The organism is Trichocoleus sp. FACHB-591, from assembly GCF_014695845.1.
GTDB lineage: Bacteria > Cyanobacteriota > Cyanobacteriia > FACHB-46 > FACHB-46 > Trichocoleus.
Window position 1 is genome coordinate 111,319 of record NZ_JACJPA010000109.1, and the last position, 10,065, is coordinate 121,383.

Consider the following 10,065-nt stretch of genomic DNA (forward strand, 5'->3'; position numbering starts at 1 on the left):
CTCTGCGATTTCCTCGCCTCATCTGTGGTGTCATTCATCCCTGGAATCTCTAAGTCGTTTCGTATGATCAGCCCCATCTCTATCGTTGAAGGCAGTCCCAATTTTTCTGGTAACACCCGTTCTCGCTTAAAGCAGAGAACCCTTCTGTTTCGGTACTTGGCTGAAATCAATCTGATTTTAGGAGCCTGGTACTTGTATTGGCGGGTCAACAACTCGATCAATTTCGATGTGCTGTGGCTGTCGATTCCACTGCTACTCGCGGAGATATATAGTTACATCGGCGGACTCATGTTTACGATCGGGCTTTGGCGGCCCCTGAGCCGTCAGGTGAAGTCACTCGATCAGTTGACTCCGGCGATGCCTGCATCTAGTTGGCCCACCCTAGATGTGTTTGTCACCTGCTACAACGAATCGGTAGACATTGTAGAGCGAACTACTCGTGCTGCCCTGGCAATGGACTATCCCGTTACTAAGTTGCGGGTTTACATTCTGGATGATGGCAACTCTTCAGAGATCCGAGCGATGGCTGAACGTCTGGCTCTAGAAGATTTACAGCTACCTCAACTTCAAGAAGAAGTTGCCCGCCTCAGTCGTGAGCGAGTCCAGCTAGCTACTCGCCTAGAAGAACTGAAACAACTAGAACCCGACACGCAAGCCGCCGAAGCCTTCCTCGAAGATCCATCTACCATTAATCAGGGCAACCTAGTATTTGGGTGGTTACAAAGTCTTCAGAAGCTAGCGCTGATGCTGAATCCAGGACATTCCAGCCTGCGCGATCGCCTGTCCGCCGAAGAAAAACAAACCGAGCAATCGCTGCATCACAAAGAACTAGAACTGAGCGAAGTCCTACGGTGCCATTACATTGCTCGGCCAAAGCCTGCTGGAAAACCCCACTACGCCAAAGCGGGTAACATTAACTACGCTATTTTTGCGGGTGGCACTGCCGGGGAGTTCATTCTTACCTTAGATGCAGACCACATTCCCAAACCCCATTTCCTGAAGCGGGTACTCTCCTACTTCTACACTTACAACGTAGCTACAGGCCGTTACGACAGTAACCGCATTGCCTTCGTTCAAACGCCTCAGGATTTCTACAACATCCCGCCAGGTGACCCCTTCGGACATCGGGCCAATCTATTTTATGGCCCCATCCAGCAAGGTAAAGATGGCCTCAACTCTGCCTTCTACACAGGCACTAATGCCATCCTCCGACGCGAAGCGCTGGTAAATGTAGGCCTGCGGCATTTCTTCAACGAGTACAGCAAAAATGAGCGCCAGTTAAGCGATTTCGACTTGGTCGGTGGTATGTCTAGCAACAGCATCACCGAGGACATGAATACGGCAATGCGCTTGCATGCCAATGGCTGGAAGTCGATCTACCATAACGAAGTTTTGGCAGAAGGATTAGCACCTGATGACCTAAGTTCCACGTTAAAACAACGATTGCGTTGGGCTCAAGGAACCATGCAAGTTATGGTTCGGGAAAATCCTTTCACGAAGCCAGGGCTGACATTCTGGCAGCGATTGCAGTATTTCCAAACCATGTATAGCTATCTATCAGGTTTTGCGACTGTAATATTTATTGCCTGCCCAATCATCTACTTTTTCACAGGCATTATTCCGGTGACATCCTTTGGCCCTGATTTCGCTATACACTTTTTCCCAGCATTTATTTTGAATCGCCTCACCTTTATGGTGGCGGGTTGGGGCGTGCCCGCTAGAGAAATTTGGCGGTCTGAACAGTACGCGATCGCTCTCTTTCCATTGTTTATTCAAGCGGTGGTTAGCGTCTTCACCAACCGTCCGATTAGATTTCAAGTCACTCCTAAACAGCGGCAAGCAGGCATTTATTTAGGACTTGTTATTCCGCAATTAACTGTTTTTGTACTGACCATACTTGGTATAGTTTGGAGTCTGTACCGCTTAGTGGCAGGCACATTAGAGGACCCTGCGGTTCACCTAATTAACGCAGCGTGGTCAGTTTATAACCTAGCGCTGTTACTCGTCATTATTCGTGCAGCCGTTTGGCAGCCTGAATAAGCACTAAAGCATTGCTTTAACTACTTTCGAGCAGTGAGAGCAATATCACTTAAACCTAGATTCGTGAATGGATAGATGATCATGGCCTCTCAAGTTACAGTAATTCAAGCTTCTGGATCAATTGATAGCATTAGTGGCAATCAGCTTCGGCGAGATGTGAGTGATGCGATCGCCTCTGGTGCGAAAACAATTTTAATTGACTGTGAAAAAGCTACCTTTATGGACAGTTCTGGGTTAGGGGCTTTAGTCATGATCCTGAAAACCGTGCGAGAAGCAGGGGGTAGACTCGCACTTTGCTCCATCATTGATCAGATTGAAATGATTCTTCAGTTAACCAGTATGGACAGTTTGTTTGAGATTTTTCCCAACCGAGAAGCATTCGAGCAAAAGGTTACCAGCTAGCTTAGATTTGGAGAAGAAGCTGATATTCTCCTTAGCGCAGCTTCATGCAGTAGCATCTTTTTATTCCATCCCTGTTTTCCCTAAAGCAACTTTTAGGAATCAGGGGTGGGGTAAGCTTTATTTACCTTCAATCTGACAACAACTCTGGTACATCAAAAATATAATGAACCTGAGTTTCCACTCTGAGATTTTTGCCGTATCATCCTTTGATTAGGACAAAGCCAAGAAACGGTGGGACTACATGAGTTAAATTTTTCTTGAGATTTTTAAGGGAAATTTAACTTCTAAGCTCACTATAGTAATAGTTATTTAGATTAGGTTCCAGGTGACTTCACAAAATCGCCTTCAGGTAACGACAAATCTTACAGAACTCAATCAAGTATTGCTTTGGTTCGAGCAGTTGCATCAGCCAACAATTCCTAGGAAAATCTGGATTCAGTGTCAGACAGCCTTAGCCGAAGGATTTACCAATGCGGTCAAGCATGCTCATAGCAACTTACCTCCTGACACAATTGTTGAGATTGAGGTAACTATTACACCTCAACAACTAGAAATTTATGTCTGGGATTTTGGTCCACCTTTTGACTTAATTCAAAATCTCAAAAGTCGCGAGCAAACCTTTGATCCTACTGCCTCTAGTGGTAGAGGGCTACAGCTAATCGCTCGGATTGCCGATCAAATTAGCTATGTTCGTACTGATGAGCAGCGTAATTGCTTATCAATGATTAAGTACTACCAAGCATCCTAAGATTGAACCAATCAGACGAGCGATCGCGGATATTAAGTTTGGGGCTTAGAGATGGCAGGTTGGATCTGGCAAAATTGCTCGGCTAAAGTTAGCAGAACTCAAATCAACTTCACTCAGATCGGCTCCGTGACAATTGGCATCACTAAAGTCAGCTTGACTGACAGCAGCACCTCTAAGATCAGCTTCTCTTAAGTCGGTCAAGCTAAAATCTGTTTTAGTTAAACAAGCCTTCACTAAATTTGTTCTGAGCAATTTAGCTTCACAAAGAGTAGCTTTGTTTAAGTTAGCAGACTTCAGAATTGCACCAGAGAGATCAGCGCCGCTAAAATCGGTTTCTTCCAGGCTAGCTCCTGTGAAATCTGCGTCTACTAGGGTTCCCCCCATAAATTTTGCCTGTGTAAAAATAGCGCCCTGAGCATTGGCACTTACTAGATTGCTACCGTTGAGATTAGCTTGTTTGCAATCCGCTTGTCGCAGGTCACTATTAAGTAAAATAGCTCCACTTAAATTGGCTCCTTCTAGAATTGCGCCTTGGAGATTAGCAAAGCTGAGATTAGCTTGAACCAAACTAATTTCTCTTAAGTCTAAGTTGCTTAAATCTACCTGAATCTCAGGATGTTCTTTTCGCCACTGGTTCCACTGCGAAACACCTTGTCGCAATAAGGATAAATATTCTTCGTTTTGCATATCAGACTAACCTAATCATTCTCTGGCGATCGCACAGTTAACTCACAACTGTGAGTGAAGTTCAACAATTGTATTATTGAACTCGCTAGCTACAGTAGTGCCTTACGTCGGAAGTTCTTAAGAAAACTCGTTTCAAAAACTCAATATTTACGCTCTTGCGGTTGGAACATTGTGATAGTCACAGGGCGATCGCGCACATCAACGCCTGCCGGAGAGTAGTAAGACAACGTGTGTTTGAGGAAATTCGCATCATCTCGTTCGGGGTAATCTTCTCGCGAATGTGCGCCTCGGCTTTCTTGCCGCCACAGGGCTGATGTGATGATCATTTCTCCTACGGTCATGACGCTGCGGAGTTCTAGAGCTTCTAGAATTTCGGTATTCCAGAGTTTGCCTTTGTCATCTAAATAAATTTGGCCGTACTGTTGTTGCAGCGATCGCACTTTTTCTAGACCTTCGCGCATGCGAGCCTCGGTGCGAAACACCCCACAGTAGTCGGTCATGCAGTCTTGAAAGGCTTCTCGAATTTGGTTAATGCGGTACTCGCCGGGTTGATCAAGCAAAGATTGGATTTGATTTTGGGTATCCGTCAGGTAACGCGACTCCTCCACATCTGGCAGCTTCCGGTTTTGCACATATTGAGCGATCGTTGCTCCAGTTTTGCGCCCAAAAACTACACACTCTAGCAGCGAGTTACTGCCTAAGCGGTTAGCGCCATGCACTGAGACACAAGCGGTTTCCCCTGCGGCAAAGAAACTCTCAACCAACCCCTCAGTACTACTGCGGACCTGACCTTCCGTGTTGACGGGAATGCCACCCATCGAGTAGTGAATTGTAGGCCGCACAGGCATAGGTTCATGGATCGCGTCAATGCCAATCAGACGATGCGCTTCTTCCCAGCAAAAAGGAATGCGACTCATAATCTTTTCTTGACCCATATGGCGTAGGTCGAGATAGACAAACGGCCCTCCAGCACTGCCATCGCGATGAACGCCTCGCCCTGCTTGAATTTCTCGCGCGATCGCCCGTGAAGTGATGTCCCGTGGAGCCAGTTCCATGCGGCTTGGCGCATAGGTAGCCATAAACCGCTCCCCTTCACTGTTGATCAGGTAAGCGCCTTCTCCTCGGACTGCTTCTGAAATCAACACGCCCACTGGATACAGCCCTGTGGGGTGAAATTGGACAAACTCCATATCTTCTAACGGCAGACCCGCGATCGCCGTCATCGCCAAGCCATCTCCGGTAGAGGCAAAATCGTTGGAAGTGGTATTGTAGACGCGGCCATAGCCCCCGGTGGCGAACATCACCGCTTTGGCCCGCATCACCTCCAGCTGCCCGTCTTCAATGCGGTACATCACCACACCTTTGGCCTGCCCCTCCTCCAAAATCAGGCGAGTCACATACCACTCTTCGTAAAGGTGCACGCCGTAGCGCATCAAATTAGTCACCAGTTCATGCAAAATCGCATGACCCGTTTTGTCGGCAGCATAGCAAGTGCGATTGTGAGAATGCCCCCCAAAGGCTCGCTGAGCAATCCGACCATCGGGTAAACGGGAGAACAGCACTCCCATGTGTTCTAGGTCGATCACTACCCCTGGTGCTTCTTTGGTCAGAATTTCTACCGCATCCTGATCGGCCAGATAGTCGGAACCCTTAACTGTGTCGAAGGCGTGGGCTTCCCAGGTGTCCTTGCTATCCACATTTTTGAGCGTAGCAGCAATGCCACCCTGGGCCGCTACCGAGTGGGAACGAATGGGATGGGTCTTAGCCACCAAAGCCACACTGAGGTTAGGGTCAGTGCGGATAATTTCGAGGGCAGCTCGACAACCAGCCAAACCGCCCCCAACAATAATCACATCATGATCAATCATGCTCGAACCAGCTGGAAAACGCTTGTTCTACTATGGTGACGCAACTCAAAGTTTCCTAGCCAGCAGGTGAGAACTTCTTTAGAAATCTTTGATTGAGAGCTGCTAGGTAGACACAACAAAGCATCACACCTCTCTACTGAGAAGCGTGATGCTGACACAAACTTTCTAAAGAGTTTCTAAAAAGGGCAGCTTAGCTAGCAGCCTGAGCGGGTCTCTGCGCTGGGATGTTGTTGGGAGCTGTTTCTGGTTTGGTTGCTGCATCTGTAGCCGTGACTTCAATGTGATTAAACAGCGTAGTGACGAAAGCAAATAGCAAAAATGGCAACGACAACACCAGAATTAAACCTACCGTTGCCAAGGCATAAACGGGACGGCTTGCTCCCATCAAAGCCAGAGCTGCGGCCAAACTCAAGAAAATTACAATCAACCAAACAATAATTTGACCATAAATATCCCCAAAGGTCAGAGTACAGATAAAACGATATTTCTGTATGTTATTCATGGTGTCTCTCTAGGTATTCCTTTAAATTCTTAAGTTAATTCGTGGTTCAACTTTTGGACAACTTCTCAATCTTTCGACAAAGGATGCAATATGTCGTTACAAAGCAGTCACTTTGGCGTTACATAAGCAGTTACTTTTCGCGATTTAACCTGCGATCGCCCTGATTGGTATTAAAAAATATCTTCCCTCCCAAGCTAGAAATACCAACAAATTTTTAAGATGAACTATTCCAAGCCCAATTCTCGCTTGAGTAAGTTAATTGATTTGGTATTAATGTAGTTTTCACAACAGATGACTTGAGGAGGCCGAATAATATCCTCTCTCGCTGCCGCAACTGTCGCCTTCACGATCGAAAAACTGGCTTGGTCACTGATGATAATTTGGGCACTCCGCACGATCGCATTGAGCTTGTACGTGTCTTCGAGTTGCGAAGTCATCACCAGTACATCGTCTCCTCGCAAACTGTGAATAATGACTTCAGCGGCGCGGATAATGCCCGAACTGAGACTAATTAAACCGAGGCAACTATCCTTCGAGAGCTTCTGAATGACTTGAATTTCCTGGGCGTAGTCGTAGATATCTACAGGGATCACCCGCACCGATTTAGGGCCTGCGATCGCCTCTGCTTCGCCAATAAAGTAGCGACTAGTCACGACTGTTCCAGACCGAGTTTGAGCCAGCGTCCGCTCCAGTTCCTCCATTGGCACCAATTGCACTGGCATTTGCAGCTCTTGCTCTAGTTGGCGCACCATCAGTTCACCTGCCCCAATATCCTGGGTAGGAGCCGTGACTAAGACGCGAGCGCTACACCGCAGCCGCCAATCTACTTCCGCCAAAAATAGTTCTCGCGCTTCATTCAAAGAACTACCTTGCTTCAGCAGCTCATCCAAACTTTGCCGAATCAGCTTGTGGGCTTGAGGATATTGCTCTAGCAGGGGCGATCGCTGTTTGGAGGAGCCTTCATCTCCTTGAATCCGCACATAAATGCCAGAGCCAGCAATAGACTCTACAAATCCCGCTTCTTCCAGTTGGCGATAGACCTTACTGATCGTGTTGCGATGCAATCCAGTCTGCATAGCGAGCTGACGGGTACTCGGCAAACGATGCCCAGGGGGAAACTGCCGCGAGGCGATCGCGAAGCGAATTTGATTGAAGAGTTGGGTAGACGCCGGAATTTCACTATCCGGTTGAATATGAAATTGGATCATGCCAATGCCTCCAGCGGCCCCGATACAGGAATTAATGGTCTACAGCTAGTGATGATCGAAGCTTATCAAGCCCTAGCTCGTAATTTTTAGAAAAAAAGTGTTTTGCTTGCCAGTGTTTACAAAACCATTCCAGTATGAACTGCGATCGCCCCTCAGCGCTTCCTTATATTGGTTCACCTGATGGTATGAGCTTGTCATCGTCACAGATTTCTAGGCTGAGTTCAGCCAAATAAATTTCTTCCTCTAGAATTTGAAGGGCGACTTCACTCAACTTGAACGGCATATGGCAGAGCAAGAAATTCAAACTCAACAGATTCAGGTTTCTAGCGGAGGTCTAGAGATCGCAGCTTATTTAGCCCAACCTAGCGCCGCAGGGACAGTTCCTGGGGTTGTGGTGCTGCAAGAGATTTTTGGCGTGAACTCGCATATTCGAGATGTGACTGAGCGGATTGCGAAACAAGGCTATGTCGCGATCGCCCCTGCTTTGTACCAACGCCAAGCACCGGGATTTGAAACGGGCTACACACCGGAAGACATTCAAGTGGGCAGAGAGTACAAAGACAAAACCAAAGCCAGTGAGCTTTTGGGGGATATTCAAGCCGCAATTAACTATCTGAAGAACTTGCCCAATGTAGCAGGCGATCGCATTGGTTGTATTGGCTTTTGCTTCGGTGGTCACGTCGCTTACCTAGCAGCCACCCTACCCGACATCAAAGCCACCGCTTCTTTCTACGGAGCTGGTATTGCCACGATGACCCCAGGGGGTAGCTTACCTACAGTCAGCCGCACAGGCGAGATTCAAGGTAGCCTGTACGCCTTCTTTGGCGAGCAAGATGCCAGCATTCCGCCAGAGCAAGTGCAAAAGGTCGAAGCCGCTCTCAAGTTGCACCAAATTCCCCACCAAGTCTTCCGCTATCCTGAGGCTGAACACGGTTTCTTCTGCGATCAGCGAGCGAGCTACAACTCAGAGGCCGCTCAAGACGCTTGGCAGAAAGTGCTGCAACTGTTTGAGACCACCTTAACTGCTGGCTAATACGAAACCTTCACATTTCAGGGACTCAGCAAATCTGCAGCTAGATTGGAAATGCTAATTTCTCAAGTACAGTCGCCGTTAGATGTTGCAAGCAGACCAAGTGCTTCAGAAGCGCTATCAACTCAAACAAAAACTAAGGCAGAACGCAGGACGGCAAACCTGGCTGGCTGAAGATTTACAAGTAGCGCCTCCAGAGCCTGTGATTATCAAGCTCCTCACCTTTGGCGGGGATATGCAGTGGGATGACTTGAAGCTGTTTGAACGCGAAGCCCAAGTCCTCAAGCAACTCAATCACCCCCGCATCCCCAAGTACCGAGATTCTTTTTCCATTGACGATCGCACCCTTTGGTTTGGCCTAGTCCAGAGCTACATTCCGGGTGACTCGCTCAAGGATCTCTTAGCGCAAGGCAAAAAATTTGCCGAAACCGAAGTTCGTAAAATCGCGGTTTCAGTTTTACAAATTCTGATTCACCTGCACAAACTCAATCCCCCGGTTCTGCATCGCGACATCAAGCCCAGCAACTTAATTTGGGGCGAAGATCAAAACATTTATTTAGTAGACTTTGGCGCGGTGCAAGACCGAGCCGCAGCGGAGGGGGCAACATTTACTGTTGTGGGCACCTATGGCTATGCCCCAATGGAGCAGTTTGGTGGTCGTACTGTCCCTGCTTCCGACTTATACGCCTTAGGCGCAACTCTGGTTCATTTGTTAACTGGCGTGGCTCCTGCGGATTTGCCTCAGTCTGATCTGACAATTGAGTTCCGCGATCGCACCAATGCCAGTTCTCGGCTAGTCAGCTGGATTGAAGAACTTATAGAACCATCCCTCAAGCGGCGCTTTAGTCAAGCCCAACAAGCACTAGAGGCTCTCGAATCAAGCACTCTAACCCACACAGCGAACTTGAAGAGCCATTCAAGCACTCTAACCCACACAGCGAACTCGAAGAGCCATCCACCTGTAGGGACTCGTGTAAAGGTTCAGAGGTCTAGACATGAACTTGTGATTGCAATTCCTCCAAAGAAACAACCTTTTTGGAAAGCTCCAAGAGCGGAAGCTCAAGATTTCGCAATCATTTTTATAGGTTTCAGTCTAGTTTCTTTGTTAGCTGTCTTTGGTTCTAGTTTTTTTCCTGCCTCTATTGGCTTTAGTTTCTTTGCTGTCTCTATTAGCTTTGTTTATGCTGCATTCTTCTGTTTTTACCTAATAAGGGTGTACACTCACCAGCGCATTGTAATTAACCAAAACCAATTTTCGGTTCAGATATTTGTGTTAAATGACTGTATTGGGCAACGTCAAGGCTCTTCTAAAGACATTCTAGACGTGTTTCAAAGCGTACAAGTTGCAAGGGATGACAGAGTAGGGAAGGAAATAATTACCATCCAGACATCGACTCAGTGCTATTCTTTTGGACTGGGTTTAAGTGCGATGGAGTGTCTTTGGATGCCCAGGAAATTAGGAGCTGGCAGGACTTACGCAGAGACAGACATAAACTAGAGGCATGAGCTTCACCAAACTGGATTACTGCCAGTACTTACTAAGCAGTCCGATTAACTACACGATGACGAACTTGGCTGAC

General features: G+C 47.4%; 9 protein-coding genes. 5 read left to right on the forward strand and 4 right to left on the reverse strand.

Annotated features, from left to right (window positions below):
* Nucleotides 1-63 precede the first annotated feature (63 nt).
* The 3 genes from H6F90_RS23335 (at nt 64) to H6F90_RS23345 (ending at nt 3,190) form a co-directional block, all read left to right on the forward strand.
* Complete coding sequence (locus H6F90_RS23335) at nt 64-2,040, forward strand: glycosyltransferase (protein ID WP_190554518.1); 1,977 nt, start codon at nt 64-66, stop codon at nt 2,038-2,040.
* 81 nt (nt 2,041-2,121) lie between these two features.
* Complete coding sequence (locus tag H6F90_RS23340) at nt 2,122-2,442, forward strand: STAS domain-containing protein (protein ID WP_190554519.1); 321 nt, start codon at nt 2,122-2,124, stop codon at nt 2,440-2,442.
* 325 nt (nt 2,443-2,767) lie between these two features.
* The gene (locus tag H6F90_RS23345) at nt 2,768-3,190 is read left to right on the forward strand and encodes an ATP-binding protein (protein ID WP_199296120.1); all 423 of its coding nucleotides are present in this window, start codon (nt 2,768-2,770) and stop codon (nt 3,188-3,190) included.
* Between the two features lie 45 nt (nt 3,191-3,235).
* Here the strand turns inward: H6F90_RS23345 and H6F90_RS23350 are convergent, their stop codons facing one another.
* The 4 genes from H6F90_RS23350 to H6F90_RS23365 form a co-directional block, all read right to left on the reverse strand.
* Nucleotides 3,236-3,877 (reverse strand): pentapeptide repeat-containing protein, encoded by a 642-nt coding sequence (locus tag H6F90_RS23350; protein WP_190554520.1) that lies wholly within the window; start codon nt 3,875-3,877, stop codon nt 3,236-3,238.
* 140 nt (nt 3,878-4,017) lie between these two features.
* Nucleotides 4,018-5,745 (reverse strand): succinate dehydrogenase/fumarate reductase flavoprotein subunit, encoded by a 1,728-nt coding sequence (locus H6F90_RS23355; RefSeq protein WP_190554521.1) that lies wholly within the window; start codon nt 5,743-5,745, stop codon nt 4,018-4,020.
* A gap of 190 nt (nt 5,746-5,935) precedes the next feature.
* A complete protein-coding gene (locus H6F90_RS23360; protein ID WP_190431802.1) occupies nt 5,936-6,247 on the reverse strand; it encodes a hypothetical protein in 312 nt (103 codons plus the stop codon).
* Nucleotides 6,248-6,471: 224 nt separating this feature from the next.
* Entirely contained in the window at nt 6,472-7,455 is a 984-nt protein-coding gene (locus tag H6F90_RS23365) for a GntR family transcriptional regulator (protein ID WP_190431801.1), read from the reverse strand.
* 283 nt (nt 7,456-7,738) lie between these two features.
* On the opposite strand from H6F90_RS23365, the gene H6F90_RS23370 reads away from it, so the two are divergent.
* Nucleotides 7,739-8,488 (forward strand): dienelactone hydrolase family protein, encoded by a 750-nt coding sequence (locus H6F90_RS23370; RefSeq protein WP_190554522.1) that lies wholly within the window; start codon nt 7,739-7,741, stop codon nt 8,486-8,488.
* Nucleotides 8,489-8,570: 82 nt separating this feature from the next.
* Entirely contained in the window at nt 8,571-9,983 is a 1,413-nt protein-coding gene (locus H6F90_RS23375; RefSeq protein ID WP_190554523.1) for a serine/threonine-protein kinase, read from the forward strand.
* Nucleotides 9,984-10,065 lie beyond the last annotated feature (82 nt).